Origin of the sequence: Synechococcus sp. MU1642 (assembly GCF_020514115.1) — a bacterium.
Taxonomy (GTDB): Bacteria; Cyanobacteriota; Cyanobacteriia; order PCC-6307; family Cyanobiaceae; genus Parasynechococcus.
The window spans coordinates 45,891-72,760 of the sequence record NZ_VTKZ01000007.1 but is presented as its reverse complement, the minus strand read 5'-3'; the positions used below and the strand labels follow the sequence as shown (position 1 = coordinate 72,760).

The following is a 26,870-nucleotide window of genomic DNA, read 5'->3' as shown; positions in this document are numbered from 1 at the left end:
CGATGAACGAGCGGAGTCTTGCGGACGACCAAGGCAAAGCCACCGGCCTGGTTGAAGCAGGGCGACAGTTGGCCGAGGCACGGGCTGCAGCGGGCCTGAGCCAAAATCAGCTCGCCAGCCAGATGCACATGGGCGAGGAGCAACTCGCAGCACTGGAACGCGGCGATCAAGCAGAACTTCCTGAACCAGTGTTCATCAAGGCCATGGTGCGCCGGCTCAGCTCCCATCTGGGTTTGGATGCTGACGCCATGGTTCAGACCCTCGGTCCCCTCACCACCAACCAGCCCAAACGGACGACTCACGGGGCAACAACGCGGGGCATCACCCCTCAGAAACTAATAACAGTCCGTCCGCTTCCCCTTGTGGCCTTAGCCGGGCTTGCTGGGCTTGGGTTTGTTGTGTGGAGCAACGCCTCCGAGTTGACGCGTTTCGCCCAAGGGTTGAGGCCTACCAAGCAAACCCTTGAGCCAAGCGAGGCAGATATCGAGGTAGCCGAGGTTGTAGAGGAGCCCGATGTCCTCATCGTTCCTGCTCCACCCACCGCAGACCTCGGACTCACGATCAGCAGCAGCGAACCCAGCTGGATCGCCTTGCGGCGTGAGGGAATTGTGGAATTCGAAGGGCTCCTGAACGGTGAGCGAAAAATTGATAATCCCGATCTGGTGGAGATCTACGCCGGCCGGCCTGATCTGGTCCAGCTGAGTTCCCCTGAAGCAGAGACACGAACACTTGGCGCTGTGAACGACATCCGCTGGATCCCTCTCAACCCTGAACGCTGACGCGCAGATTCACCCCGACCGCTTCCTTCAGCACCTCAGCGCAGCTCTCCAAGCTCCACTGCTCAAGGCTGACGTTCTGGTTGACCCGCTCAGGGACGATTTCCAGATCCAGAGTTCCCTTCACCGCATGAATGCGGAGTGCTGAAATCACCGGTTCAGGCCTGCGATCCAGTGCCGCGGACAAGCGCAGAAGCAGGGCCATCTGAAGAACGCAACGACGGTTTTCTCGGGTGGCTACAAGCTGCCAAGACTCATGGCGTTTCTTCGGCAAGCTGCGGCGGTGATAGCGAGCAATCGCTGCCACCATCAGATGCTCCGCTTCGGAATAGCCCAGCAGCTCACCATGACGAATCAAGTACCAGGTGTGCTTGTGGTACGCGCTGATATTGATGTGCTGGCCACAGGAATGGAGCATGGCGGCAGCCCAAAGCAGTTCGCGACCTTCGCCGCTGTCGTCATGCATCACTCCTCGCGTGGCGTCGTAGAGGCTTAGGGCATGGCTGGCGACCCGTTCAGCCCTGCTCTGGTTCACCCCAAAGCGCTGCACCTGATGAATCACGGTGCGTTGCCTGATGCTGCTCTGAAAGCTGAAGCGGTCTTCTAGGAGACCCTGGCGAAGCATCCAATCAACGATCAGACCTTCTCTAAGCGCACGCTCACTCAGCACCAAGTCCTCCACACCCAGCATCTTCATGGTGGTTTGCAGGATCAGCGCGCCTGGAACAATGATCTCGGCGCGACGGTCATTGATGGGAGCCAACTCCCTCCGCTGCTCAGGGGTCATCGTGATCAGACGATCAACCACCTTGTTCAGGCGCTGCCGGGTGACGCGGTAGCCATGCAATTTGCGGGGTGGACGCTCCTCTTCACTCGCAGCAAGGGAGCCAATCGCCATGGCCGTGCCGCTGGTGGCTACCAACACAGGAGTTTCACCGGGTTTGATCCTGCGACGCACTTTGTCGACCGCAGGTTCAAGCGACCCTTGAATGAAAGCCTGAAGAAACGATCGACGTTGGGGGGGCATCGGATCATCTCGAACAAAGTCCCGCTGGAGTCGCACAGCCCCCACACGGGTGCTGGTGAGGGCGCGGGCATCACGACCATCGGCAAGGATCAGTTCCGTGGAGCCACCTCCGATGTCGAGCAGAAGATGCGGACGATCTCCAAATGGCATTCCTGAGAGGACGCCCAAGTAGATCAGCCGAGCCTCCTCGGGGCCACTGACCAAATCCACCTCCATCCCCAGATCGTCGAGAATGGATTGGAGGAAATCGCGACCGTTGGGCGCTTCACGAACGGCACTCGTCGCGGCCGTAACGATCTGCTCAACCCGATGACTGACGGCGAGATCTCTGAACTGGCGTAGAGCTTCCAGCCCCCGTTGCATCGCCGCCGATGTGATCTCACCGGTCTCGGGATCACGCTCCCCCAGACGCGTGGTGGCCTTTTCGGCCTGGATGATCCGAAACGTGCGCAGCTTCGGATCAACAGCTGCCACCAGAAGATGAAAGGAATTGGTGCCGATGTCGATTGCGGCGATCCGACGCAGATCAGGATTCGCGGCCTGAGGCACGCCGTTGTTCTGTTCCGTTGGCTGGGCTGGGGCCTCGGCATCCAGCATCAACGTCAGAGCGGCAACGGAATCCACTCTGCCACTGACAGCCGAGGCCATCAGGCCCTGACTAGGGTTCTTCAAATCCCGTTGATTGTGATCAGCAGCTCTGCACGTCTTCAGCCCTGGATCGAACTGCTCCGCTGGAACAAACCCACCGGCCGGCTGATTCTGCTGATCCCAGCAGGCTGGGCCCTCTGGCTGAATCCAACCGCTCCTCCAAGTGTTGTGCTGATCCTGCAGATCCTGCTGGGGGGCATTGCAGTTAGCGGTGCGGGCTGCATCGCCAATGACCTGTGGGACCAGCGGTTCGACGGCAGGGTGGAACGCACAAAACGTCGTCCTCTGGCAAGGGGTGCGCTGCAGCGAGGACCAGCCTTCGCTTTGCTGCTGATCTTCCTTGGCCTCAGCCTGGCTGTCGTTCTGAGTCTTCCGGCCGTCAGCCTCAGACTCTGTCTCGCGTTGGCCTGCACAGCCGTGCTGCCGATCCTCGGATATCCATCAGCGAAGCGGTGGTTCGCCTTCCCCCAGGTGATCTTGGCGCTGTGCTGGGGCTTCGCGGTGCTGATCCCCTGGGCCGCTGCAACGGCCTCCTTGAGCTGGAGTCCTGCCCTGGTGTGTAGTTGGGTGGCAACCATGGTCTGGACCTTTGGTTTCGACACGGTCTATGCCATGGCCGATCGAAGTGACGATGCCAGCCTCGGCCTGCGCAGCAGCGCCTTGAGCCTCGGATCCCGCGTGGTGCCCGTGGTGCGTGGCTGCTACCTCGTGACAGCCATCACCCTTGCAATTGCGGCCTGGTCGGCTCAGATCCCAGCACCATTCTGGCCTCTCTGGTTGATTGCCACAGTCTTCATGCAACTCAGCTGCAATCCCTTAAACAGGCAAGGTGCCTCCATGGGCACCTACGGGAAGCACTTTGCCCAGCAAGTACAGGCGGGGACGCTGCTCTTGCTCGGCCTGATTCTGGCCAGGGGATGGGGAGGCTGATGCGCATCACCCCGGCTCCACCGCTCCGGACTGGAGATCGTGTGGCTTGCGTGGCCGCCAGTTCAGCCCTGCAGGACGACATCAAGCTGCAACAGGGCATTGCTGTTCTGCAGAGCTGGGGCCTGGATGTTCAACCCCAGGCCTTGGCCGCGCGACGTTGGGGCAACTTCGCAGGGCGTGATGACGCGCGCCATGCCGATCTGCATCCGGCCCAACCCGCAGCGCTGCTCGCCTGCGCCCGCGGTGGATGGGGGGCTGCTCGGCTGCTGGAGCAGCCCATCCACTGGCAGAGCGGCTGGCTGCTGGGCTTTTCCGACGTGACAGCTCTGCTCTGGGCCCGCCAGGCAGCAGGGTTTGCAGGGGGGATCCATGGCCCCTTGCTCACAACGCTTGCGGAGGAGCCGCAATGGAGCCGTGACCGCTTGCGCAACCTGCTCTTCGGCAACACCGTCCCCGACTTACACGGTCGTGGTGGTGGCGGCGGTGTGGGGAGCGGTCCCCTACTCGTGGCCAATCTGACCGTGGCCACCCACCTGTTGGGAAGCCCTTTCGTACCCCCCCTCGAAGGAGCAGTTCTGGTGCTGGAGGACGTGGGCGAAGCCCCCTACCGCATTGATCGGATGCTGACTCAGTGGAGGCTCAATGGCAGTTTGCAGGGCTTGGCGGGTCTGGCATTTGGCAATTTCGAGGGATGCGCCGACGAAACCAGAGACGCCTCCGAAAGCTTCAACCTTGAGCAGGTTCTTGATGAACGCACGGCCGATCTCGGAATTCCCAGGGTGATGGACCTACCCGTTGGTCACCGAGCCGGCAACGCAGCCCTGGCCATGGGGGAGATGGCACGCCTTGACGGGCAAAGCGGCCGGCTCAGCCTGCTGACCTGAGAGCGAGCACCGCCTCCGCGACGGTGAGGTCAAACGGCGTGGTGACCTTGATGTTGGCAGGGCCGGCATCCAAGACCTGCACTGGCCAACCCAGACGCTCGTACAACGACGCATCGTCAGTCACCGTCCAGCCCTGGGCAACCGCCTCAGCGTGGCCGCGACGCAGCTGAGCAACGGCAAAGCCCTGCGGCGTCTGCGCCGCCCAAAGCTCTGATCGATCCGGCGTATCGCGAATCAAACCGTCGGATCCCACACGCTTGATCGTGTCGCTAACAGGCGTTGCAGCAATCAGAGCCGTGCCGGCCTCCACCACAGCTGCACAGCGATCAAACAACTCCGGTTCAGCCAGACAACGGGCGCCGTCATGAATCAAGACGTGACGGGCCTGCTCAGGCAACCCCGCCAGACCACAAAGCACTGACTCCTGCCGCGTGCTGCCGCCTTGGATCCAGTGCACCGGCTTGCTTGGTGCGTCCAGCACCGCAAGGATTTCCTCTCGATCGACCTCCTGGCCAACGATCCCGATCCATTTAATCCGCTGAGACCGCAGGGCCGCTTCGAGGGTCCAGGCAATGACGGGGCGTCCGGCCAACGGCAGCAGCAGCTTGTTGCGGTCCGCACCCATGCGCCGACCGCTTCCCGCCGCAGCAATCAACAGATGCACAAGCGACTCCTACCCCGGACAGGCGTAAACGACCTCCATACAATCAGCTCGCACCATGGATGGCGGCGCTGCATGCGAGTTCTTGCCCTAAGCCCGGGTTCGCTCGAAGATCAGCTGGACCGTTTACCGGCTCTGGCAGACATCTGCCAGAAACTCAACGCCGCACTGCAGGTGGCCTGTGACCCCCAACAGGCAGCTCCGTGGAAGCTTCTGCCGTGCCTCGAAAAGCTGTTGCCGTTCAACTTCGAGGCCAACCCCACGCTCGCGGACTGGGCCAACCTGCTCGGCTGTGTGCGCGAACCGGACTTTCAAATCTGCATCAACTTCGCCGAAGGGCAACAGGTGAACCTGATGCTGTCTATGAGCCATATCCCCAAACGGTTGGCAGCTGAGGGATTTGCCTGCACCGACCAGGTCAGCCGCGGCCCCGGCTGGACGGCGCAGCGTCTCAACCCCTTTCTCCAAGCCCTAGGGCTTGAACTCGAGGCCGATCAGTTCCGCCTAACCATGGCAGCAGAGATTCTTGATGAAGCCCGTGAAGCACTGCCCAGCGGTGACGGCCCCCTGCTGCTGATGTCTCCATCCGGCCAGGTGGATGACTGGCCTGCAGCGGAGTGGCACAAACTGCCTGAGACGATCAAAAGCCGCCTACCGGCGCTGCGCAGCATGGTGCTGCCAGCTGAGCTCAGTCTTTCCAAGCGCGCGGCACTGGTGGCCAATGCCGATGTCGTACTCAGCAGCTGTCAGGTGTCCCAGCGCCTGGCGGCCTATTGCGGCACCCCCCTGGTTGCCCTTGGAGCAGAGGCCGCAGACCTTCCCGAGCGCGAGGAGATCCGCTGCCTCGCCCGCCCGCAGGAGCTCGCCAACCTACAGAGCAGTGATGTTCTGACGGCCCTCGGTTTTTAAAGGACGTTCCCATGAGGCGGCGCCGAGCCAGGGGACAGCTGAAGCTGATCACAGCTCCATGGCGGGGGCCCATAAGCGCCCTCAGTGCCGTGATCTTCGCTGGTGCCGTCGGTTATCGGATCACGGAGGGATGGAACTGGGGCGATTGCCTCTGGATGGTGCTGATCACCATCAGCACCATAGGTTTTGGAGAAGTCGCCCCCCTTTCACCTCCAGGCCGCCTGGTCACGGTCTTGATCGTGGTGGGTGGCTTGGTGGTTGTACAACTGGCCATCCAACGCGTTCTTGGGCTGAAAGAGTCGGGATATTTCCGCAGACTGCGGGAATTCCGCTTTCTCCGCATGCTGGAAGGCTTGCACGACCACGTGATTCTTTGCGGCTACGGACGAATCGGACAGGAGATTGCCGCCCAACTGCAACGGGACGCGGTGCCACTCGTCGTGATCGAAACCGATCCAGAGCGACGAGCCGTGGCAGACGAAAATGGCCTTTGGGTGCTTCAAGCCGATGCAACCCTCGATGAAACCTTGCTGGATGCAGGTCTCGAACGCTGCTGCAGCCTCGTGGCAGCTCTTCCTAGCGATGCATCCAATCTCTACGTGATCCTCAGCGCCAAAGACCTACGACCGGAGTGCCGGTTGATTGCACGCGCCAACAGCGATGAAGCCGCTTCAAAGCTGCGGTTGGCCGGCGCGACTGTGGTGGTCAGTCCCTATGTGGCCGGTGGTCGGGTGATGGCCGCTTCGGCAATGCGACCTCTGGCCCTCAACTTCATGGAGCTGTTGGCGGGTTCCGACTATGAAATTGAGGAATTCCAGCTAAGTCACGACCCTTTGCACCTGATGGAGATCCGCGGGCGGAGCCTGGCGGAGCTGGAGTTGGGCCGTCGCAGCGGGGCCATGGTTCTGGCGATCCGGGAGAACGAAAAGCTGATCGCCAATCCAGGCGGCGACACCCAGATGGCACCGGGGCAACTCCTGATTGTGCTGGGAAGCAAAACTCAACTCGCCACCTTTCAGTCGTTGCTTGGGGAGGCCGTCGACACGGTTGAGACCATGCCGGGTTGAGCTGGATGACGACGGCTCCGTACGATCCTTCGATCAACGGTGCCTAAATGTCTCCCAGCGCTTCTCTTGCCGGACAGACCGCCCTGGTGACGGGAGGAGGGCGCGGCATCGGCCGGGCCATCGCCCTGGCCCTTGGCGAAGCGGGTGCAGAAGTGGTTGTGAACTACTCCAATTCCGCCGCTGCAGCAGATGAAGTGGTCGCTGTCATCGCCGCAGCAGGTGGCAAGGCCTACGCCCTGCAAGCCAACGTGTCGGTCGAGGCCGAGGTTGATGGCCTGATCAAGACGGTGCTGGAACGCAGTGGTCGTCTTGATGTGTTGGTGAACAACGCCGGCATCACGCGGGACGGACTGCTGATGCGAATGAAAACCGATGATTGGCAATCGGTGATCGACCTCAACCTCAGTGGAGTGTTCCTCTGCACGCGAGCAGTGGCACGCCCGATGCTGAAGCAGAAAAGTGGTCGGATCATCAACATCACCTCCGTTGTGGGACTGATGGGCAACGCAGGACAGGCCAACTACGCCGCCGCCAAAGCTGGCGTTATCGGTCTCACCCGCAGCACCGCCAAAGAGCTTGCTAGCCGTGGCATCACAGTGAACGCCGTGGCTCCAGGTTTCATCGCGACGGACATGACCAAGGGCCTCGATGCTGAGGCCATCCTCAAAGAAATCCCCTTGGGAACCTTTGGCACCCAGGAACAGGTGGCCGGTGCCGTGCGCTTCCTTGCAGCCGACCCGGCCGCGCTCTACATCACAGGTCAAGTACTGCAGGTGGATGGCGGCATGGTGATGGCCTAACCCCAAGGATTACGAATCAAGGGGTTGAGCTAACTCATCCCGAAGCCGGCGGATGCGCTGGAGCAGGCGTAGCCGACGGCTGCGGGCGGTAGCAGTGAGAAAGATGCGCAGAGGCACATAAACCAGGGCCATAGAACCGGCCAGCCCCGCCATCAGAACAAAGAACAGCGCTCCGGATTCACCCATGTCCGGACCCTAATCAGTTCATTTCAGAGCGGCATCCGAGCTGCTACAACCATTCGGCTTTCCCCACCGCAATGCCTCTCCACAAGCGCCGCATCGCTGTGGGACAGTGACCAACGGCGTGCCCGCGACTATGGCCAAACTCCTTTCTTTCTCTGACGAATCCCGCAGCGCCCTTGAGCGGGGTGTTGATGCTCTCGCCGATGCGGTGCGCGTCACGATCGGCCCCAAGGGTCGCAACGTTGTGCTCGAAAAAAAATTCGGCGCCCCCGACATCGTCAACGACGGCGACTCAATCGCCCGTGAAATCGAACTGGACGACCCGTTCGAGAACCTGGGCGCCAAGCTGATGCAGCAGGTCTCCGCAAAGACCAAGGACAAGGCCGGAGACGGCACCACGACAGCAACCGTTTTGGCTCAGGCCATGGTGCGTGAAGGTCTTCGCAACACCGCTGCTGGCGCGAGTCCTGTGGAACTCCGCAGAGGCATGGAGAAGGCCGCTGCACAGATTGTTGCGGGGCTGGGGGAGCGAAGCCAGGTCGTCGCCGGCGATGCCATTCGTCAGGTGGCCACAGTGAGCTCCGGAGGTGACGACGAAGTCGGACGGATGATCGCCGAGGCGATGGACAAGGTGAGCACCGATGGGGTGATCACGGTTGAGGAATCGAAGTCTCTGGCCACGGAACTTGAAATCACTGAAGGTATGGCCTTCGACCGGGGCTACAGCTCCCCTTACTTCGTCACAGATGCCGACCGTCAAGTCTGTGAATTTGAAAACCCACTGATCCTGCTGACGGATCGCAAGATCAGCACGATCACTGATCTGGTCCCCGTGCTGGAAACCGTTCAGAAGAGTGGTTCCCCCCTGTTGATCCTTTCTGAGGAAGTAGAAGGCGAAGCCCTGGCCACCCTGGTGATGAACAAGAGCCGTGGGGTTCTGCAGGTAGCCGCTGTTCGCGCACCCTCATTTGGCGAACGACGCAAGGCCGCCCTCGCCGATATCGCGATCCTCACCGGCGGCACGCTGATCAGCGAAGACAAGGCGATGACCCTCGACAAAGTGACCCTCGAGGATCTCGGCAAAGCGCGCCGCGTCACCATCAGCAAGGAGAACACAACGATTGTCGCCACCGACGACCATCGCCAGGCGGTGAGCGATCGCGTTGGTGCGATCCGATGTGAGCTGGAGACCACCGAATCCGATTACGACCGCGAAAAACTTCAAGAGCGGATCGCCAAGCTGGCCGGCGGCGTGGCCGTGATCAAGGTCGGTGCGCCGACGGAAACGGAACTGAAAAACCGCAAACTGCGGATCGAAGATGCCCTTAATGCCACCCGTGCCGCCATCGAGGAGGGCATCGTTGCCGGCGGCGGCAGCACCTTGCTGCAACTCTCCGACAGCCTTGATGCGTTGGCTGCATCCCTGAACGGCGACCAACGCACCGGTGTGGAGATCGTGCAGCGGGCACTGACGGCGCCGATTCATCAGATCGCCACCAATGCCGGGCAGAACGGTGACGTTGTGATTGCTGGCATGCGCAGCAGCGGCCAGGGATTCAATGCCCTCAGTGGTGCCTATGAAGACCTGATGGCTGCTGGCATCGTTGATGCCGCCAAGGTGGTGCGCTTGGCCGTGCAAGATTCGATTTCGATCGCTTCTCTCCTGATCACGACCGAAGTTGTGATCGCCGACAAGCCGGAACCGCCTGCACCGGCTCCCGCCGGAGACGGAGACCCCATGGGTGGCATGGGCGGAATGGGCGGAATGGGCATGCCAGGAATGGGTGGCATGGGCATGCCAGGAATGGGTGGCATGGGCATGCCCGGAATGATGTGATCAGCTGATCATTCCCTGGCTATAGGCGATCACCTGGAGATCCACTCCGGTGATCGCCGTCCCCACCACAACGGTGTCTGCTCCGGCCTCCAATGCCAACCGTGCATCCGCTGGAGAAGCAATTCCCCCCTCACAGATCAGACGAACCGAGCTGAGAAGTTCAGCGCGAAGTTGGGAGAGCAGGTCAAATGCGGGGGGGCGCTGCTGCGCCGTTTCTTCCGTATAGCCATAGAGGGTGGTCCCAACCCAGTCACAACCGAGGTCGGCTGCGCGCAAGCCATTCTCCAGCGAATCCACATCAGCCATCAAGGGAGCCTTCAGCTCATCACGGGTGCGCTGGATCAACGCGGCCAGGTCCTGCCCCGCAGGACGCGGACGGGCTGTGGCATCGATCGCGATCACATCAGCTCCCGCAGACCACACGGCCTGAATTTCTTTCCAGCCCGGGGTGATGTACACCGAGCTGTCTGGGAAAGTGCATTTCCAGAGGCCAATGATCAAGGCATCCGGACAGCGCCGACGCACAGCACCGATGTGTTCAGGGCTTTCCAAACGCACACCCACAGCCCCATTGCGCAGGGCAGCATCCGCCATGGCAGCGATCACATCGGGATCGCGCATCGGCGAACCCTGGGGTGCCTGCACCGAAACGATCAGCCCCTGATCCAGGGATTCAGGGTTCGGAATCATGGTGTTCAGGACGCCTTGGGGAAAGCGTCATCCTCTCGACGGGGGAGCCAACGTCGCAGCGAACGGGGTGTGCTGATCGGTGGGGCCGGAACAGGAGCAGCCTGGAAGCTGCGTTGAAGCAGCATTTCTTCAGCGGCAATCTCTTCCTTTTCGACGAACGTTTCTTCTTCAGCGACCACCTCGTTCTCCAGCAGTACGTCGTCTTCTGCAGCAATCTCCTCTTCTTCTTCAAGAACCATCTCGTCCTCAGCAACGGCCTCGTTCTCAACCAACATGCCGTCTTCAGCGGCAATCTCCTCTTCTTCTTCAAGGACCATCTCGTCCTCAACAACGGCCTCGTTCTCAACCAACATGCCGTCTTCAGCGGCAATCTCCTCCTGAACGACGGGCAGCGGCGTTGGGCTGAACTCACGATTCAATGCAACAGGCTCCGGCACGCTCAGATCGAGCTCGGCTGCTCCGTCAAAGCCGTATCGGTGAACCCACTGACTGATCAGACCCGCCAGCAAGGCCTCATCACCTGAGATCCTGGCCACCTGGATCTGAAGGGCCAGAGCGTTCTGTCGAGATGACGGCTGCTGGAACGGAGAAGAAAGCACGGATTCAGGAAAGTTTGCGGTTGAGCAGAGGGCGAATCAGAAGAAACAGCCCGATGGTGAGGAACAGAAGGATCAGCAGGCAGCTGGTGCCGGTGACATCCCCGTAAGGGGCCTCCAGCAATACGGCCGAGAGATCCAGAGGACCTTGGTAAGCCGCTCGGATGGGTTCTATCGCGAAGGTAAGGGGATTCAAGGCCGCAAGCCAGCCCAGCCAGGTCGGCATGAACGACAACGGGGCCAAGGCCGTGCTGGCAAACAGCAACGGCAAGTTGGCCACAAAAATCACGGCGATCAACTCGATGTGCCCCGGCAAAGCGAACGCCAGTCCAAGGCTGAGGGCCGTCACAGCAAAAACCAGGAGCAGCAGCGTCACCAGCACCAGGGCCAGGCCGCTGATGCCTGGCCATCCATAACCAAGCATGGCTGCCGTGCCCATAATCGCCAGACTCTGCAGCAGGCTCAGCGCCGTGATGTAGATCACCGACGCCAGCACGATGGAACTGCGGCTTCGAAGCGGTGCCACCAGCAAACGATTGAGGAAACCGAATTCGCGGTCAAACATGACCGGCAAGCCGGCATTCAAAGCACCGCTGAAGGCCGTGAAGACAATCACTCCAGCACCAAGAAAACGGCCGTAACTCATGCCTCCTGGCAAGAGACCCTCAGGGGCGTTGGCGAAGAGTGCACCGAAGAGAATCAACCAGATCAGGGGCTGCAGAACCCCGGCAATCAACGTTGAAGGGCGACGCATCAACTGAAGAAACAGGCGCCGGGTGAGGGCCCACGTTTCCTGACTGAGCTCGGCGAGGGCTCTGGATTGCTGCTGCTGGAGAGCAACAGATGCTGTTGGGGAAGTCATCGTTGGCGCTCAACGCATGGATTGACGCTTTTCCTGTTTGACGTCGCGCTGGCCTGCGATGGCCAGTTCAGCGTCCATAAGGGTGCGTCCTGTGGCCTGAAGGTAGACATCATCCAGGCTCGGACGGCTTTGGGCCAGGGCAAACACAGGCAGACCTGCAGCCTCGAGGGTCTGACGCAGCTGATCAATCACGGCCCCACCCTCAATTACCAGGTTCAGGGAAAACCCTTGGGATCGGTTCACCACCACCTGTCGAACCCCATCCAGGGGTTCAAGAAGGGCACGCACCTGGGTCGCCTCATCGGCATTGCTGAACTCTCGGACCCGCAGGGTGACGCGATCACCCCCAAGCCGTCGTTTGAGCTGGTCAGGGCTGCCTTCGGCAATCACACGACCGGCGTCGATGATCGCCATCTGATCCGCCAGAGCCTCCACTTCTTCGAGGTAGTGACTGCTCAAAAGAACAGTCGTGCCCGCCTCAACCAACTGACGCAGCAGTTGCCAGATGGCACTGCGACTCTCGATATCCAGTCCCACGGTGGGTTCATCGAGCACAAGCAACCGAGGTCGATGCAGCAGACCAGCCGCCAAATCCAGCCGCCGGCGCATGCCACCGGAATAGGTGCCGCAGCGTCGGTCAATCCAGTCGCCCATCGCGAGGCGGTCAATCAAATCAGCGATGCGATCTTCGCGTTCGTTTCGAGGCAGGTGATAAAGATCCCCTTGCAATTGCAGGAGTTCCCGGCCACTCAGAATCTTGTCGATGGCCACCTCCTGAGCGACGTAGCCCATGAGCTGGCGGACGTCTCGTGGCTGCGCCAGACCGTCTACACCCCCGACAACGACTGAGCCGCTGTCGGGGGCGAGCAGAGTGGCCAGGATGCGCATGGCCGTTGTCTTGCCAGCACCGTTCGGGCCAAGCAACCCGTATAGGCACCCTTCGGGAACGGTGAGATCAAGCTCGCGCAGAGCCGATACCGTGCCGTAGGCCTTGGAGATCTTCCGCAGTTCAATCAACGCCATCAGGCACCGTCAGGGACTTGCTCGGCCAATTCAGGGAATCTAGAGAGTGCTCATTGCACCCCCGTGGGCAGGGAGAGAAGCTGCATCACCTGTTGGGCAAAGCCTGAGGCCAGATCCGTCCGGCTGAGAATGAGCAGCAAACAGAGCCCAAATAGATAAAGGATTGACCAACGGAACAGAGCCTTGGCATTCACAAGGCTGTCGGGATCCAAGGAAAGCCGATCGACGAGCTGCAGCAATCGACCGTTGTAGGGAAGCAGCATCACGCCATAGAAGACGCCACCTGAAGGCAGAGCAAACACGCCCAAACCGCTGAGCAGAACAGTGATCCAGCCATAAGTCTTGATCGCCCGGGCCGTCACCACAGGTCCCTTCACCACGGGCAGCATCGGGATCCCGACAGCGCGATAGTCCTCACGCAACAGCAGGGCCAAGGCCCAGAAGTGAGCTGGCGTCCAGACCATCACCAGAGCGAACAGCCACCAACCCCCGAGGCCGACATGGCCAGTGGCGGCGGCCGCCCCCACGAGAGGCGGAATGGCCCCGGCGACACCACCGATGACGATGTTCTGGGATGTCCGAGGCTTGAGCAAAGCTGTGTAGAGCAGCACGTAACTGCACAGACCGAGCAGGGACAACCCAGCAGCGAGACAGTTCACGCCGCTCACCAGAAGCATCGCCGCCGCCAGGGTGCAGGCGATGGCGCCGATGAATGCACTGGTGGGAGACAGACGACCGGAGGGGAGTGCGCGACCGCTGGTGCGGGCCATCCGACCATCGAGGTCCTGCTCCCACAAGCAGTTCAAAACCCCTGCAGCAGCGGAGGCAAGCGCCCCTCCACCCAGGGTGCAGACGAGCCGCGGCGATGAGAGAGGCCAGCCCTCACTGAGAGCCATTCCACCCAGAGTGGTAGCCAGCAGCAGAGGGATCAGGCGGGGTTTGGCGACTTCCAGCCAGGCCGGAAGTTTCACCCTCTTACGGGAGGGAACCACCTCCTCACGAGTCGGACGAACGGTTGCGGTGATTTCAGCCATGACAGGCCTCCAAGGAGGTGTCGTCGAGGACGACGGAACGGGACGGTGAGGGGAGGTCCGGAGAGCGGACCAGAAGCGCCGCGAACAGAGCGATCAGCAAGGCAGCCACCAGCTGATGCGCAACGGTCACTGCGGGTTGCGACAAACCAAGACGAAGGGTGAGAACGCCAAGGGCCACCTGAACCAGCACCAGGAGCACGGCCCCAGCCAGCCAGGGCCACTGCTGGCGAGCCCAACCACCCGCCAGAACTGCTGCCCCGGCGAAGGCGAGCACAACAACGACCACCGGCATCGCCGTCACGCGATGGGAGAGAACCAGCTGGCAGGCCTCTCCTCCTGCAAGGCACCGCTGCCCTGCCCAAGCAGTAGCCATACGACCACCGAGCAGGCACTGCACAAAGACCGACGACAGACCAAGCGATGCCGCGATGCGCCACCAGAGCGGAGCGAGGACAGCAGCGGGGTGAAGCAAGCGTTGGGTCAGCCCACTGAGGAGCGCCACAAGGGTGAGAGCGAGTGCCAGATGGGCGGTCACCACACCGGAGGGCAGCAGCCGGGTCACCGTCAGCGCACCCAAGGCCCCCTGCATCGCCACCAGAACCATCAGGCCGGCGGCCAGCAAGGGCAGCCATCGCGGCAGTTGTCGCCGCTGAAGCGTCGTCGCCACAGCCATCACCACCAAGGCGATGCCAATGACGAAAGCATCGAGGCGGTGAAACCACTCCAGGAACACCTGAACATTCATCTGGCGACCCGGCAAAAACGAGCCAAAACACAGGGGCCAGTCCGGACAGGCCAAGCCGGCCTCCATCACCCGGGTCGCTCCACCGATCACCACCAAAGCGATTACGGCAACCACTAAGTGAGCCGACAACAACCCGAGACGTCGACGCAATGTCGACATTGAGGAAAGCATCATCGAACAAGCTCCATCCGATGCATCCAAGCGGGATTGCTTGGACCGTAGCGATGCAGAAGATGACGTCATGCTGTGTGGACGTCTGCAACACAAATGCGGAAAAATCATCCCCTTTTCCTGACAGAAATAAGGCCTTAACAATCACTTCATGGAGAACCGCAGCCAGCCCCATACGCTGTTTAAAACCAGGGATTGATCAGGTGCAGATCCCATCCGCCATTCTCACGTTGGTGATCGGGATGGCCCTTGCTCTGGGCGGCCTTTGGATCGGCCAGAACATCAACCTCCTCCCCATCGATGCGAGCGCCAACGCGCCGATTTACGACGAGCTCTTTAAGGTTCTATTCACGATTGGCAGCATTCTGTTTGTCGGAATCGTTGGCCTTCTCGTCTTCAGCTTGATTCGATTTAGGCGACGCAGCGGGCAACTCGGCGACGGCCTGGCCATCGAGGGAAATCTGCCACTCGAAATTTTCTGGACAGCAGTTCCTGCTGTTGTTGTGCTGTTTGTTGGTCTGTACAGCTACGACATTTACGACCGCATGGGTGGCATGGTGCCTCTGGCCCATGACCACATGGGCGGAGCACACGAGGAACAGATCTGGGGAGGAATCAGTTCAGGCTCGATTGAATCAGCAGCGGCAACAAATGTCTTGCCCGTTGAAGTGACAGCCATGCAATTCGCCTTCCTCTTTCATTACCCAGAGGGAGACATCACATCAGGTGAACTTCATGTTCCAGCCGACCGACCAATCACCCTGCGGATGGAAGCAAAAGATGTGATTCACGCCTTCTGGGTTCCTGAATTTCGCCTGAAGCAGGACATCATTCCAGGCCAACCAACTCAGCTGAGTTTCACGCCCACACGCACCGGCCGTTATCCAATTGTGTGTGCAGAACTCTGTGGGCCCTACCACGGTGGAATGCGCTCCACTGTTGTGGTGGAAAGTCCGGAGGACTGGGACAGCTGGTACGGGCAGAACGCCAAAGCCGCACCTGAAGAAGAAACGCTCACCATCGCGAACGCCTGACATGACCATCAGCTTGCCCCCAGAAACATCCAGCCCTCCACGGCTTCAACCCAGCGGTTGGTTGCGGTATTTCAGCTTCAGCGTTGATCACAAGGTGATCGGGCTGCAGTATCTCGTCTGCGGCTTTGTGTTTTATCTGATTGGCGGTGCCCTAGCCGGTGCCATTCGCACGGAGCTCACCAGTCCCGTGTCCGACTTCATGGCACGGGATGTCTACAACCAGGTGCTGACCCTCCACGGCACGGTGATGATCTTTCTTTGGATCGTCCCCGTAGTGAATGGTGCTTTTGGGAATTATTTGATCCCCTTTTATGTGGGCGCTCGGGACATGGCCTTCCCACGCCTCAATGCCGTTGCTTTCTGGTTGATTCCTCCAGCAGGTTTAATGCTGATCACCAGCTATTTCCTCACGGGTGCTGCTCAATCGGGCTGGACAGCCTATCCACCACTCAGCATCACCACACCAGCAACAGGCCAAATTATCTGGATCCTGAGCGTGCTGCTGCTGGGCGGGAGTTCGATCTTTGGTGGCATCAACTTCATTGCCACCATTCTCAAGCTGCGACGCCCCGGCTTGAAATTAATGCAGCTTCCCATGTATTGCTGGGCGATGCTGGGCACCAGCATTCTGGTGGTTCTCTCAACGCCTGTTCTGGCGGGAACATTGGTGCTGCTGAGTTTCGACATCGTTGCCCATACAGGCTTCTTCAATCCCACCCTGGGAGGCAATGTGGTGGTTTACCAGCATTTGTTCTGGTTCTATTCCCACCCAGCCGTTTACATCATGGTCTTGCCGGCCTTTGGCTTGGTGAGCGAAATCCTGCCGGTTCATGCCCGTAAGCCTCTATTCGGCTACGTAACGATGGTGTATTCGATCATGGCCATCGTTGTATTGGGCCTGATTGTGTGGGCGCACCACATGTTCACCAGCGGAACACCTCCCTGGATGCGACTGTTCTTCACCATTGCAACCGCATTCATCGCGGTTCCCACCGGAATCAAATTCTTCAACTGGTTGGCAACACTCTGGGGCGGACGCATCAGCCTCAACAGCGCCATGCTGTTTTCATGCGGCTTCATTGTGAACTTCGTGCTCGGAGGCATCACAGGGGTCGCCCTGGCACAGGTGCCATTCGACATTCATGTACACGACACCTACTTCGTTGTCGCCCACTTCCACTACATCGTGTTCGGTGGATCGGTGTTCGTGATCTTCGCCTCGGTTTACCACTGGTATCCCAAATTCACCGGCCGGATGCTCAACGAAGATCTCGGCCGCCTGCACTGTGCACTCACCTTCATCGGCTTCAACCTGTGCTTCGGCCCTCAGCACTGGCTCGGCCTCAATGGAATGCCGCGACGCGTTGCTGAATACGACCCCCAATTCACCTTGATCAATCAGATCAGCTCCGTCGGAGCCCTGCTGATGGCCATCAGCACCCTGCCCTTCCTATGGAATGTGATCCACAGCGCCCTCAACGGCCCAGTCGCAGGGGACAACCCCTGGAAAGCGCTGACGCCCGAATGGCTAACCAGTTCTCCACCACCGGTCGAGAACTGGATTGGTGAGGCTCCTCTCGTGGAAGAGCCCTACGGCTACGGCGTCCCGCCGGGCGAGCTGGACCTGAGCGCAGCCAGCGGTCGTGATCTTTGGAGCAGCGGCAAATGACCACCACAGTTCCCATCAAGGAGCAGGAGCACAGCCACGGGGAGCATGCCGGCCATCCCGATCACCGCATGTTCGGCCTGGCCACATTTCTTGTGGCGGACGCCATGACTTTCGCCGGATTCTTTGCGGCCTACCTCACCTTTAAAGCGGTGAACCCACTACCGGATGGAGCCATCTATGAACTTGAGCTGCCCCTGCCCATCCTCAACACCGTTCTGCTCCTGGTGAGCAGCGCCACCTTCCACCGAGCCGGCCAGGCAATCCGGCAGGACGACCACGGCCGCTGTCGACGCTGGCTGCTGATCACCGCAGGCCTCGGCATGGCCTTTCTAGTGAGCCAGATGGTGGAGTACTTCACCCTTCCCTTTGGCCTCACCGACAACCTCTACGCCAGTACCTTCTTCGCCGCCACGGGATTTCATGGTCTCCACGTGACCCTCGGGGCCCTGATGACCCTGATCGTCTGGTGGCAGGCGAGGCAGCCACAGGGCCGTGTGACTGCAGCCGACCACTTCCCCCTGGAAGCAGCGGAGTTGTACTGGCACTTTGTTGATGGGATCTGGGTGATTCTCTTCGTGATCCTTTATCTGCTCTGATCCCTTGCCTTGATTGGCGAGCATGGCCAGAATTCAGTTGAATTAACTCCTGAAATGCTGGTCGGCAAGGAACTGCTCGACAAGGCCAGATCGCTCAGCAATCGGCCTGAAGATGACATAGCTCGCGGCTGCGGCTACGTCGGCCCAAGCGGACGTCTGCTGAAAAAGAGTTTTTATCGGGCCCTGGTGGAGGCCAAAGCGGCGGCCCAGGGATGGCAATTGCCGAAAAGCAGCAGCAGTAGTTCCTCAGGCGGCAGCCGTGGTCGCCAGGCCGAATTCAGAACCCGTGTGCATGGCAACGGCAACCTGCTGATCGGCCACGCCTACACCCGTCGGCTCGGCCTGGAACCCGGCCAGGAGTTCAAGATCGAGCTCCAACGGGACTCCGGAATGATCGTTCTGCAGCAGATGGATCAAGACCAGCCGTGATCTGCCAGCCAGTTGGCTGACAGATCATCATCCTTTTTTCGGCCATCGGCGTTTCCGTCTTCGGCAGCGGTGGCATGCAGCAGCCGCTCGGCATAACGGGCCAGTTGATCGGCCTCCAGGTTCACCGTGTCCCCGACAGCAAGGTTCCTCAGGGTCGTTGCCTCCCAGGTGTGGGGGATGACAGCGAGAGTGAACGTAGATCCATCAGCTGAACATTCAGCCACCGTGAGGCTGATTCCATCCACCGCGATGCTGGCCTTCTCGCAGACATAACGGCCGAATCGGGGTTCCGACCAGCGGATCGACAGGGCCCAGGAGTGGGGAAGGGTCTCCAGATGGGTGACTTCACCGGTGGCATCCACATGACCGCTCACCAGATGACCACCAAGGCGGTCGCTCAGCCGAAGCGCCGGCTCGAGGTTCACCGCTCCACCACGGTCCGCCTTGCGTCCCAACGTGGTGCGGCGCAGGGTTTCCTCACTCACATCGGCGCGGAAGCCATCCCCCATCAGCTCTGCCGCCGTGAGGCAAACGCCATCCACAGCCACGCTGTCGCCAAGGGCCAACGGGGCAAAAGGAGCGCAGCCCCAAACCACCACCGCCCCTGCACGACGCTCGATCCTTCCCTCTGACTGCACCAGCCCCGTGAACATCGCTCGCAGCGGCTCTCTGGCCATAATCGGATAGAGCCGCGCCGCCGACATGGTCGAAATGAGCGTCGCCGGAATTGCCCTCGATGCCGCCAGCCGCACACCCATGGTGCTGTTGCGAGATCCAAGCGGTCGACGTCAGGTCCCGATCTGGATCGACCAGGCACAAGCCCACAACATCATGGCCGGACTGCAGGGGGGAGCACCACCACGCCCCCTCAGCCATGACCTGATGGCAGCACTGTTGGTGGCTGGGGGGCTCGAACTGGAGCGCGTGATCGTCCACGCGATTGAGGACAGCACCTTTCATGCCGTCTTGAAGCTGCGACCTGATCTGGACGAAGCGGAGTTGGCTGAGAACGAAGTGCTGGAACTGATCGAAGTGGATGCCCGACCCAGCGACGCCATTGCGCTGGCGATCCGCACCGGCAGCAGCATATGGATGCTGGAGGAGGTGGTAGCGGAAGCCTCGATCCCGGTGGATGCAGAGGCGGATGCTGAAGATCAAACTGCCTTCAGCCGTTTCGTCGACGACCTCAGCCCTGCGGCCTTGGTGCGCCATCTGCGCAACCAAGACAGCGAAGCGCCCTCGGAGGAGTGAAAACCCGCGCCTTCGGCAGCGGCCGCCCCGTCAGCCTGTTCAGCCTGGGCACGATGCGTGCCCTGAACTCAGCGGCCCAGATGGCAGAGGTGCTTGACGCAGCAGCTGCAGCTGGAATCAATCACCTGGAAACCGCCCCGGCCTACGGACCTGCAGAACGTTTTCTGGGAGAGGCTCTTCGCCAGAACAGCCGCACAAGATCAGACCACTGGGTGATCACCAGCAAACTGCTGCCAGGGCTGAGTTTCGAGGAGGGACAACGCCGCCTTGATCAGATTCTGGAGCGGCTGGGCTGTCCACAGCTCGACAACCTCGCCATCCACGGCATCAACCGGGAGGAACATCTGGACTGGGCCCTGATGGGTGATGGATCCAGGCTTCTGGACTGGGCCCTCAGCAGCGGCCGCGTCAGCCAGGTGGGCTTCAGCAGCCATGGCAGCAACCCGCTGATCGATCGGGCGCTGCGCAGCCAGCGCTTCAGTTTCTGCAGCCTGCACCTGCATTGGCTGGATCCCCAGCGCCTGCCCTTGGCCCATTGGGCCCTTGAGCAAGGCCTCGGTGTGATGGCAATCTCCCCCGCCGACAAAGGCGGTCGCCTACAGGCCCCCAGCCCAACACTGGTGGAGGACTGCACCCCCTTTGCCCCCCTTGAGCTGGCTTACCGGTTCCTGCTGGCAAACGGCATCAGCACCCTGACCGTTGGTGCCGCCGCTGCAGGCGATCTTCAACTCGTCGCAACACTGGCGCAGGAGGATGGCCCCCTCAGCAAGGCAGAGCAACAGGCCCTGATCACGGCAGAAAGGCGGCAGCAGGAACGCCTTGGCCAGGAGCATTGCAAGCAGTGTCAGGCCTGCCTCCCCTGTCCGAACGAGGTTCCGATTCCCGAACTCTTGCGGCTGCGCAATCTGGCCATAGGCCATGGGCTCACCTCATTCGCGCAGGAGCGCTACAACCTGATCGGCCGTGCCGGCCACTGGTGGGAAGAGAACGATGCTTCGGCCTGTGAACGGTGTGGGGAGTGCCTTCCCCGTTGCCCGAATCACTTGCCCATTCCTGATCTGTTGGCAGACACCCACCAACGGCTGGAGGCTTCACCGCGGCGGCGACTGTGGAGCTGAATCTCGCCAGAGCTCTTCCAAGGCATTCCGGTCGTCGGGCAACAGCGGTGGCAGTGACCAGCAGCGTGACCAGGTGTCTGCAGAGGGAAAGAGCAGAGGCCGCAGACGCGCCGAAAGGGCCTTCTGATCCGCCATCGCCCCTGACGATGCAATCGGCACCCGCCATCCCTGCTGCACCAAGCGGCGACGCAGGGGATCCCGCCATCCCTGCTCGACCCAGCTCTGGGGCACCGGTTCACGACTGGCCTCCGGTCGGAGCAGAACAGTCCAGTGCAAGGGGGCACCGGAGGCAGGCAGCACAGCCCGAAGACGGGGATCCCGCCCCAGCAGCGTGATGCAGCGGTTGAGCGGTAGAACCACCAGCTTGGCCTCACCCTTGAGCAGCCAGTTGGTGGCTTGCCGGTCGTCGTAGGTGAGGACCTGGCGACGCAGCGCACTCAAGGCCTGACCTCCGCCCAGATGGTCCGCCAGGCTCATCACCAGGCGGGGGCTGGCGGGCAGAACCACACGTCCTGCCATGGAGGAATCCAGGAGGAGAGTCCACCCCTTCTGGGTCATGGCCGGGTCATCCCTCAACAGCATCACCCAGGGGCTGACGGCCAGCGGCAACACACGATCCTGCAGGGCACCGAGGTCAGCCAGAAGAGCCTTGGCCTGACCATCCAACTGGCTGAAGAGCGGTTGAGAGGCGATGGGCTGGAGTTTGTCCGCTGGATCGGCATCCAGCCACCCATCACCCATCACCAACAAATCGGCACGCGCCTGATCCGCCGGCGTCCAGTCCTGCTGGGCTGGGGCCAGCGTCAGGCGCCAGGGCTTGGGCAAGGCATCAGCCCACAGTTTCGGCAAAACCCCAGCCGGAGTCATCAGTGTTGGTGCGGCTGTCGCAGGACGACAGCCCGCCAACAGGACGGTACCGGTCGCCCCGATCATCTGGAGCAAATGGCGCCGGCTCAGGGGACCCAACCGCTCACTCCAGTCGTTCATGGGCTTGACGTTACGGGGCGGCTGAGAGCTGCTCCAAGGCATCCTCACAATCCAGCACCAGGTCGTCACAGGACCAACCGCGCAGCTGTGCGAGCAGCAAGAGGGCTCCGGCCCCCATCCCTTCTTTCACAAAGCCCCGTTCGTAGTCCCTTAAGGGTTGATGGGTACTGCTGTGAAAACGCACGCCACAGGCCAAGACGGACAGTGCGGCAGCCAGGTGGTTCGCGGTGGCATCCACCAACCCGCCGAAGGGGGACTGACCCGCAGCAGCCGCACCCTCATCAGCGAGCCAGCCGGTGGTGCCGATCAGCACCTGGACCGCCAGGTGTTCCCGCTGTCGAGCGGGTAAAGCCTGCATCGCCAAGGCCAGAACAGCCAGCATCTGGCAACCGCCCCCCAGCAACAGCGGCTGTCCCGCCGAAACCGCACCCACCAAGACCCCTGCGGTGAAGGCCTGAAAAGGGTCACCAACAGCAGCCAGGATCTGCTCGGCCGAAGGATGCGCGCCAAGGGACGCTCGCTGCAGCCCTCGGGTAACGAGCTCTTGCTTGAGCTGCTGCGGCGGATGAAGAGCACTACCGCTGATCAGATGAGCAACCTCCACGCCGAGAGCCGTCAAGACCGCTTGAGCGGTTGTGGTGCCTCCTGGAACACACTCCGCCACTACCAGGGGGCGTTGCAACCGCTGCCCCAGCAGCTCTCCCTGTCGCCACAAATGCTGCACCCGCAGCAATGGCATCGCCGCCCCCGTGGACAAACAGGCCGAGGGCCCTTGATCCATGGGCTCAATATCCAGGTGGGGAAAATCGGGTTTCTGGACCAAGCCGAGGGCCGCCACCTGCGGCGTCAACTTCAAGCGTCGCGCCGCGACGTAACTGAGCAGGGCGGGAGAGACCCCAGCGGGCAGCGGCGGCAAGGGCCAACGGCGCTGTTCAGCCGGACCACGGATCAGGAGCTCCGCATCAGCCAAGGCGGTGTAACGCCGCGAAGCCACGGTGGAGCCAGCGGCAGAGATCCCCTCATGCTCCGCCGTTCGTGTGGCCGCCAGAACGAGCAACAGATCCAGCGGTTGCTCGTTGGAGGTCCAGGGACGGAGTACAGCTGCATCCAGTGCGTTTGCACCGAGACGTCCCAGCTGCTGACAGCCCTCAGGCAACACCGAAGCTTCAGAGGGGATCAAGGGCAATGAGTCCATGCAGCAGCCTCGGGGGCTCCGGAATCGGTGATTTCAGGCGGGGAAAGATCCAATACGCCAGAGCATGAAGGGACAGGACGTAGATGACCTCCTGAACCACCACCAACAGCAGCGCCATCAACTGCACCTGGGTGAGATCCGGTGTGATCGGCAGATGAAGCGCTGCAATCAAGCGGTCGAGCAGAGCGGAGCCAGCCCGGGTGATCACCACCCAGAGGTTTTCTCCCACCAGCAACGAGAGCACGAGAACTCGGACCAAAAAACCCGCTGTTCCAAGAACGATGCCCCCCGACCAGCTCAGCCACCAGCTGACCCCCCGGCACCAGCTCCAGCCAAGCCACAGCGACAAAAGCCCGTAGGGAAACAGCAGAAGCGGCCCACGCAAAGGACCCATCAAAGCCGTGAGCAGAAGAACAGAGAGCAGCAGGCCCTCGGCGCCGGAACGGCTGCCGCGCCGCAACTGCAGCAGGATCAGGGGCAAGGGAAGGGCCAGACGGAACAGTGCACCACCCACCGGTAAGTAGTAAAGGGCTAACCAGATCAGCCCCGTCGCGGCAGCGAGATACGCCCCCTCAACCAGCCTCAAAGCCTGCTGGCGGCTCAACCGGGGCGTCGCGTCGGTCATGGTTCGACCCGCTCAATCCGTTCCACAGCGAAGCCAACATCCGCCTCGCGCAAGGCGCGGGTGACGGCTTCCGCAGGAGCGGCAGGGTCGGCTCCGGCCAAACGGATGGTGATCCGGTAAGGCGCCTGGGGCAGACGTTGGGATGCCACCGTCCGCAGTTTTGGCCGCGGCACAGGCTCTGGGGCAATCTCTGCCTCAGGCCGGAAAACAGGCTCAGTCGCCGGTGCAGAGGGGGGATCAGCAGTTGGACTTGCAACCGTTGGGCTGGTCTTCACAGCCGGGACGGGCGTAGTTAGCCGCACCGGTCTGTCTTCAGGCACCGCAAAGGATCGCTCCAACTGCTCGGCGACTGGTGTACCGGCACAGGCCTGCAGGAGCCCCACAGGCAGCAGCCAAAGCAGACGTGCCATCAATTGTCAGCCGGCTTGATCACCCGCACCGCACTGGCCCTAAGCCGACCGGTCTTGGTGGTGGCAGGAGGTTTCTTGGCGGCTGGTTTCTTGGCAGCTGGCTTCTTCGCCGCCGGTTTTTTAGCGGCAGTTTTACGACCGCCCTTTTTCGATGCTGCCTTGGCGGCAAGCAGTTCCACCGCCTCCTCAAGGGTCACATCGTCAGCGCCTTTGCCTTCCGGCAGCGAGGCATTCACCTTGCCCTGTTTGACGTACAAGCCGTAGGGGCCGTCATAGACCTGAATCGTTTCATCACTGCCCTCCGGCTTACCGAGGTCCTTGAGGGCGGTGCGTCCGCCCCGACCCCGTTTGGGCATGGCCAGCAGCTCAAGGGCACGGCTCAGTCCCACCGCCAGAACATCGTCATCCCCCTTTAGGGATCGGTAATCCTTCTCGCCTTTGCCTTTGTCCCAGACGACATAGGGGCCAAAGCGGCCCAGCCCCGCCTGTATGCGCCCACCATCTGGATGTTCACCGAGAAGACGCGGCAAGCGGAGCAGTCCGAGGGCATCCTCCAGGGTGAGATCTTCCGGCTTCTGCCCCTTGGGCAGAGACGCACGCTTGGGCTTGGGATTCTCATCACTCACCTGACCCCGCTGCACGTACGGGCCGTACTGACCGAAGAGCAGGTAGACCAAATCCCCTGTTTCGGGATCCTCACCGATGGCTTCGGGGCCGTCGGCCTTCTGTTTGAGGATCAGTTCGGCCTGCTCTTCATCCAGATCAGCCGGAGTGATCTCCCGGGGCAAGGTGGCCTTGATCAGCTCTTCATCACCGTCGTCGCTGACACGTTTGGACTCCAGGTAGGCGCCAAAACGGCCGATGCGAACCACGGAGGACAAGCCCTCCAGATCGATGGTGCGGGATGCACCTGGGTCAATGTCCCCTTCCCGCTGCTGCACCTGGGTTTCCAGGCCCTCGTCACCCTTGTAGAAGCCCTCCAGGTAAGGCAACCACTGCACCTTGCCGTGGGAGATTTCATCGAGGGTGTTCTCCATCCGGGCGGTGAAGCTGGTGTCCACCAGTTCAGGGAAATGCTCCTCGAGCAGCGCCGTCACGGCAAAGGCGGTGAAGCTTGGGGTAAGGGCGTTGCCCAGAAGCGTGGCGTAGCCGCGGTCAACAATCGTTCCAATGATCGAGGCGTAGGTCGACGGCCGGCCGATGCCCTCTTTTTCCAGCATCTTCACCAGCGATGCCTCGCTGAACCGTGCCGGCGGCTGGGTCTGATGGCCGAGAGGTTCGACAGTCTTCGGCTCCGGTGCATCGCCAACGCTCAACGCCGGCAACAAAACTTCCTGCCCCTCAAGGGCCGCATCGGGATCATCGCTGCCCTCCACGTAGGCGCGGAAGAAACCGGGAAAGTCGATGCGCTTGCCGCTGGCCCGGAAACTGGCCTCGCCTGAGCTGAGATCAACCGACAGCATGGTGAGCCTGGCTTCGGCCATCTGGCTGGCCACGGTGCGCTTCCAGATCAGCTCATAGAGCGCCAAATCTCGCCCATCAAGACCGGTCTCACCGGGGGTTCGAAAGCTTTCGCCCGACGGACGAATCGCTTCATGGGCCTCCTGGGCATTGCGGGCTTTGGTACTGAACTGCCGCGGCCCCTTGCTCAGATACTCCTTGCCATAGAGGCTCTCCACGCAGCTGCGTGATGCATTAATCGCCTGATCCGACAAGTGAACCGAGTCGGTCCGCATGTAAGTGATGAAACCGCGTTCGTAGAGCCCCTGGGCACAGCGCATGGTTTCCCGGGCTGAGAGGCGCAGCTTGCGATTGGCCTCCTGTTGGAGGGTGCTGGTGGTGAAGGGAGGCACCGGCTTGCGCACGGTGGGCTTCTCTTCCACCGCGTCCACCTTCCAGGCGTTGGATCGCACGGCTTCAGCCAACGCCTTGGCCTCGCTCTCGCTGAGCAGCCGAACGGCACTACCCGACTTCAGCCCGCCGGTGCTCTCGTCAAAGTCGTTGCCGGTGGCGATCCGCTGGCCACCCACGTGGGTGAGCTTGGCCTCAAAGGCGCTGCCCGACTGCTCAAGTTGGGCCTTGAGATCCCAGTAACTGCCGCTGCGGAAGGCACGCCGGGCCCGTTCCCGTTGGACCAGGAGCCGCACTGCAACGGACTGAACCCGCCCTGCAGAGAGTCCCCAGGCCACCTTTTTCCAGAGGAGAGGAGACAGGGTGTATCCCACAAGGCGATCCAAAATGCGCCGGGTTTCCTGGGCATGAACCAGCTCCATATCCAAGTCGCGGGTCTGGTCAAGAGCCTTGCCGATGGCTTCCTTGGTGATCTCGTGAAACACCATGCGCTTCACCGGCACCTTCGGCGCCAGCAACTGGAGCAGGTGCCAACTGATGCTTTCGCCTTCACGGTCTTCGTCCGTTGCCAGAAGCAACTGATCAGCACCCTTGAGAGCGTCCTTGAGTTCGCGAACCGTCTTCTTCTTGTCCTTTGGGACCACGTACAGCGGCTCAAAATCTGCGTCGGTGTTCACGCCGAGATTGGCCCATTTCTGCCCCTTGGCCGATGCCGGAATCTCGCTGGCGTTGTTGGGGAGGTCGCGGACGTGCCCCATGGAGGCTTCAACTTTGAATCCCTTGGGCAGAAAGCCACGGATGGTTTTGGCCTTCGTGGGGCTTTCAACGATGACGAGGGTGTGCGCCACTAGCGGCAGATGAA

The 26,870-nt window shown here is 61.2% G+C and carries 28 protein-coding genes; 13 read left to right on the top strand and 15 right to left on the bottom strand.

The features are described from left to right. The first annotated feature begins 2 nt into the window (after positions 1-2). Positions 3-779, top strand: coding sequence for a RodZ family helix-turn-helix domain-containing protein (locus tag FZZ85_RS08335; protein WP_226414038.1), 777 nt, complete (start codon positions 3-5; stop codon positions 777-779). Here the strand turns inward: FZZ85_RS08335 and FZZ85_RS08330 are convergent. Beyond that, positions 763-2,451: a Ppx/GppA phosphatase family protein gene (locus FZZ85_RS08330; protein WP_226414036.1), complete on the bottom strand. Its 1,689-nt coding sequence runs from the start codon at positions 2,449-2,451 to the stop codon at positions 763-765. The genes FZZ85_RS08335 and FZZ85_RS08330 overlap by 17 nt on opposite strands. A 36-nt stretch (positions 2,452-2,487) precedes the next feature. Here FZZ85_RS08330 and FZZ85_RS08325 point away from each other — a divergent pair, with 36 nt between their 5' ends. Both FZZ85_RS08325 and FZZ85_RS08320 read left to right on the top strand, forming a co-directional pair. Continuing rightward, positions 2,488-3,381, top strand: a complete 894-nt coding sequence (locus FZZ85_RS08325; RefSeq protein WP_226414034.1) for a 4-hydroxybenzoate polyprenyltransferase — start codon at positions 2,488-2,490, stop codon at positions 3,379-3,381. Further along, entirely contained in the window at positions 3,381-4,265 is an 885-nt protein-coding gene (locus FZZ85_RS08320) for an LD-carboxypeptidase (protein WP_226414032.1), read from the top strand. The genes FZZ85_RS08325 and FZZ85_RS08320 overlap by 1 nt, the downstream gene beginning before the upstream one ends. Here the strand turns inward: FZZ85_RS08320 and ispD are convergent. Further along, positions 4,249-4,929 (bottom strand): 2-C-methyl-D-erythritol 4-phosphate cytidylyltransferase, encoded by a 681-nt coding sequence (gene ispD / locus FZZ85_RS08315; protein WP_226414030.1) that lies wholly within the window; start codon positions 4,927-4,929, stop codon positions 4,249-4,251. The genes FZZ85_RS08320 and ispD overlap by 17 nt on opposite strands. A 72-nt stretch (positions 4,930-5,001) precedes the next feature. Between ispD and FZZ85_RS08310 the strand changes: the two genes are divergently transcribed. The 3 genes from FZZ85_RS08310 to fabG are packed head-to-tail and all read left to right on the top strand — an operon-like array spanning position 5,002 to position 7,702. Next, positions 5,002-5,835, top strand: a complete 834-nt coding sequence (locus FZZ85_RS08310) for a glycosyltransferase family 9 protein (RefSeq protein ID WP_226414028.1) — start codon at positions 5,002-5,004, stop codon at positions 5,833-5,835. Positions 5,836-5,846: 11 nt separating this feature from the next. Continuing rightward, a complete protein-coding gene (locus tag FZZ85_RS08305) occupies positions 5,847-6,902 on the top strand; it encodes a TrkA family potassium uptake protein (protein ID WP_226414026.1) in 1,056 nt (351 codons plus the stop codon). Between the two features lie 47 nt (positions 6,903-6,949). After that, positions 6,950-7,702, top strand: coding sequence for a 3-oxoacyl-[acyl-carrier-protein] reductase (fabG, locus tag FZZ85_RS08300; RefSeq protein WP_226414024.1), 753 nt, complete (start codon positions 6,950-6,952; stop codon positions 7,700-7,702). Between the two features lie 9 nt (positions 7,703-7,711). Here the strand turns inward: fabG and FZZ85_RS08295 are convergent, their stop codons facing one another. After that, positions 7,712-7,888: a hypothetical protein gene (locus tag FZZ85_RS08295; protein ID WP_006850012.1), complete on the bottom strand. Its 177-nt coding sequence runs from the start codon at positions 7,886-7,888 to the stop codon at positions 7,712-7,714. 130 nt (positions 7,889-8,018) lie between these two features. Here FZZ85_RS08295 and groL point away from each other — a divergent pair, with 130 nt between their 5' ends. Continuing rightward, on the top strand, positions 8,019-9,722 hold the full coding sequence (gene groL, locus FZZ85_RS08290) for a chaperonin GroEL (protein ID WP_226414022.1): 1,704 nt from the start codon (positions 8,019-8,021) through the stop codon (positions 9,720-9,722). Here groL and FZZ85_RS08285 read toward each other — a convergent pair whose 3' ends face one another. The 6 genes from FZZ85_RS08285 to FZZ85_RS08260 are packed head-to-tail and all read right to left on the bottom strand — an operon-like array spanning position 9,723 to position 14,846. After that, a complete protein-coding gene (locus FZZ85_RS08285) occupies positions 9,723-10,412 on the bottom strand; it encodes an N-acetylmannosamine-6-phosphate 2-epimerase (protein WP_226414020.1) in 690 nt (229 codons plus the stop codon). A 5-nt stretch (positions 10,413-10,417) separates the two neighbouring features. After that, positions 10,418-11,011 (bottom strand): hypothetical protein, encoded by a 594-nt coding sequence (locus tag FZZ85_RS08280; protein WP_226414018.1) that lies wholly within the window; start codon positions 11,009-11,011, stop codon positions 10,418-10,420. A gap of 4 nt (positions 11,012-11,015) precedes the next feature. Next, positions 11,016-11,870, bottom strand: coding sequence for an ABC transporter permease (locus tag FZZ85_RS08275; protein ID WP_226414016.1), 855 nt, complete (start codon positions 11,868-11,870; stop codon positions 11,016-11,018). 9 nt (positions 11,871-11,879) lie between these two features. Next, entirely contained in the window at positions 11,880-12,893 is a 1,014-nt protein-coding gene (locus FZZ85_RS08270) for an ATP-binding cassette domain-containing protein (protein WP_226414014.1), read from the bottom strand. Between the two features lie 50 nt (positions 12,894-12,943). Further along, complete coding sequence (locus FZZ85_RS08265) at positions 12,944-13,927, bottom strand: heme o synthase (RefSeq protein WP_226414012.1); 984 nt, start codon at positions 13,925-13,927, stop codon at positions 12,944-12,946. Next, complete coding sequence (locus tag FZZ85_RS08260) at positions 13,920-14,846, bottom strand: heme A synthase (RefSeq protein ID WP_370631165.1); 927 nt, start codon at positions 14,844-14,846, stop codon at positions 13,920-13,922. The genes FZZ85_RS08265 and FZZ85_RS08260 overlap by 8 nt, the downstream gene beginning before the upstream one ends. A gap of 200 nt (positions 14,847-15,046) precedes the next feature. Between FZZ85_RS08260 and FZZ85_RS08255 the strand changes: the two genes are divergently transcribed. Genes FZZ85_RS08255 through FZZ85_RS08240 form a run of 4 tightly spaced genes read left to right on the top strand, consistent with a single transcriptional unit; the run spans position 15,047 to position 18,571 of the window. Further along, on the top strand, positions 15,047-15,877 hold the full coding sequence (locus FZZ85_RS08255) for a cytochrome c oxidase subunit II (protein WP_226414010.1): 831 nt from the start codon (positions 15,047-15,049) through the stop codon (positions 15,875-15,877). A gap of 1 nt (position 15,878) precedes the next feature. Continuing rightward, entirely contained in the window at positions 15,879-17,546 is a 1,668-nt protein-coding gene (gene ctaD / locus FZZ85_RS08250) for a cytochrome c oxidase subunit I (RefSeq protein ID WP_226401577.1), read from the top strand. Further along, positions 17,543-18,142 carry a cytochrome c oxidase subunit 3 gene (locus tag FZZ85_RS08245; RefSeq protein WP_226414008.1) on the top strand — a complete coding sequence of 200 codons (600 nt, stop codon included), beginning with the start codon at positions 17,543-17,545 and terminating at the stop codon, positions 18,140-18,142. The genes ctaD and FZZ85_RS08245 overlap by 4 nt, the downstream gene beginning before the upstream one ends. A gap of 54 nt (positions 18,143-18,196) precedes the next feature. Beyond that, on the top strand, positions 18,197-18,571 hold the full coding sequence (locus tag FZZ85_RS08240) for an AbrB family transcriptional regulator (RefSeq protein WP_226401581.1): 375 nt from the start codon (positions 18,197-18,199) through the stop codon (positions 18,569-18,571). Here FZZ85_RS08240 and FZZ85_RS08235 read toward each other — a convergent pair. After that, positions 18,556-19,224: a riboflavin synthase gene (locus FZZ85_RS08235; protein ID WP_226414137.1), complete on the bottom strand. Its 669-nt coding sequence runs from the start codon at positions 19,222-19,224 to the stop codon at positions 18,556-18,558. The genes FZZ85_RS08240 and FZZ85_RS08235 overlap by 16 nt on opposite strands. 49 nt (positions 19,225-19,273) lie before the next feature. Between FZZ85_RS08235 and FZZ85_RS08230 the strand changes: the two genes are divergently transcribed. Then, positions 19,274-19,822: a bifunctional nuclease family protein gene (locus FZZ85_RS08230; protein WP_226414006.1), complete on the top strand. Its 549-nt coding sequence runs from the start codon at positions 19,274-19,276 to the stop codon at positions 19,820-19,822. Beyond that, positions 19,819-20,940, top strand: a complete 1,122-nt coding sequence (locus FZZ85_RS08225) for an aldo/keto reductase (RefSeq protein ID WP_226414004.1) — start codon at positions 19,819-19,821, stop codon at positions 20,938-20,940. The genes FZZ85_RS08230 and FZZ85_RS08225 overlap by 4 nt, the downstream gene beginning before the upstream one ends. On the opposite strand, the gene FZZ85_RS08220 is transcribed toward FZZ85_RS08225, so the two are convergent. Genes FZZ85_RS08220 through topA form a run of 5 tightly spaced genes read right to left on the bottom strand, consistent with a single transcriptional unit; the run spans position 20,914 to position 26,856 of the window. After that, positions 20,914-21,927, bottom strand: a complete 1,014-nt coding sequence (locus FZZ85_RS08220) for an ABC transporter substrate-binding protein (protein WP_226414002.1) — start codon at positions 21,925-21,927, stop codon at positions 20,914-20,916. The two genes, FZZ85_RS08225 and FZZ85_RS08220, sit on opposite strands and share 27 nt — an antisense overlap. Before the next feature lie 10 nt (positions 21,928-21,937). Beyond that, positions 21,938-23,122, bottom strand: coding sequence for a nicotinate-nucleotide--dimethylbenzimidazole phosphoribosyltransferase (locus FZZ85_RS08215; protein ID WP_226414000.1), 1,185 nt, complete (start codon positions 23,120-23,122; stop codon positions 21,938-21,940). Beyond that, positions 23,094-23,747, bottom strand: a complete 654-nt coding sequence (locus tag FZZ85_RS08210; protein ID WP_226413998.1) for a DUF2232 domain-containing protein — start codon at positions 23,745-23,747, stop codon at positions 23,094-23,096. Before FZZ85_RS08210 ends, FZZ85_RS08215 begins: the two co-directional genes overlap by 29 nt. Next, positions 23,744-24,157, bottom strand: a complete 414-nt coding sequence (locus tag FZZ85_RS08205) for a hypothetical protein (RefSeq protein ID WP_226413996.1) — start codon at positions 24,155-24,157, stop codon at positions 23,744-23,746. The genes FZZ85_RS08210 and FZZ85_RS08205 overlap by 4 nt, the downstream gene beginning before the upstream one ends. Further along, positions 24,157-26,856, bottom strand: a complete 2,700-nt coding sequence (gene topA / locus FZZ85_RS08200; protein WP_226413994.1) for a type I DNA topoisomerase — start codon at positions 26,854-26,856, stop codon at positions 24,157-24,159. The genes FZZ85_RS08205 and topA overlap by 1 nt, the downstream gene beginning before the upstream one ends. Positions 26,857-26,870: the final 14 nt, after the last annotated feature.